The 444-nt window shown below is 51.6% G+C and carries 1 rRNA gene; it reads left to right on the top strand.

Going from position 1 to position 444, the window contains the following annotated elements:
• Positions 1–444, top strand: a 16S ribosomal RNA gene (locus TALK_RS21905); the annotation flags it as partial.

Below are 444 nucleotides of genomic sequence, written 5' to 3'. Positions count from 1 at the left end.
GTTTAATTCGATGCAACGCGAAGAACCTTACCTACTCTTGACATCCAGAGAACTTTCCAGAGATGGATTGGTGCCTTCGGGAACTCTGAGACAGGTGCTGCATGGCTGTCGTCAGCTCGTGTTGTGAAATGTTGGGTTAAGTCCCGCAACGAGCGCAACCCTTATCCTTTGTTGCCAGCGGTTCGGCCGGGAACTCAAAGGAGACTGCCAGTGATAAACTGGAGGAAGGTGGGGATGACGTCAAGTCATCATGGCCCTTACGAGTAGGGCTACACACGTGCTACAATGGCGTATACAAAGAGAAGCGACCTCGCGAGAGCAAGCGGACCTCATAAAGTACGTCGTAGTCCGGATTGGAGTCTGCAACTCGACTCCATGAAGTCGGAATCGCTAGTAATCGTAGATCAGAATGCTACGGTGAATACGTTCCCGGGCCTTGTACAC

Source organism: Thalassospira alkalitolerans (assembly GCF_002115745.1).
Classification (GTDB): Bacteria; Pseudomonadota; Alphaproteobacteria; order Rhodospirillales; family Thalassospiraceae; genus Thalassospira; species Thalassospira alkalitolerans.
The sequence above is the reverse complement of the archived record's forward strand: the minus strand, read 5'-3'. Positions and strand labels throughout refer to the sequence as shown.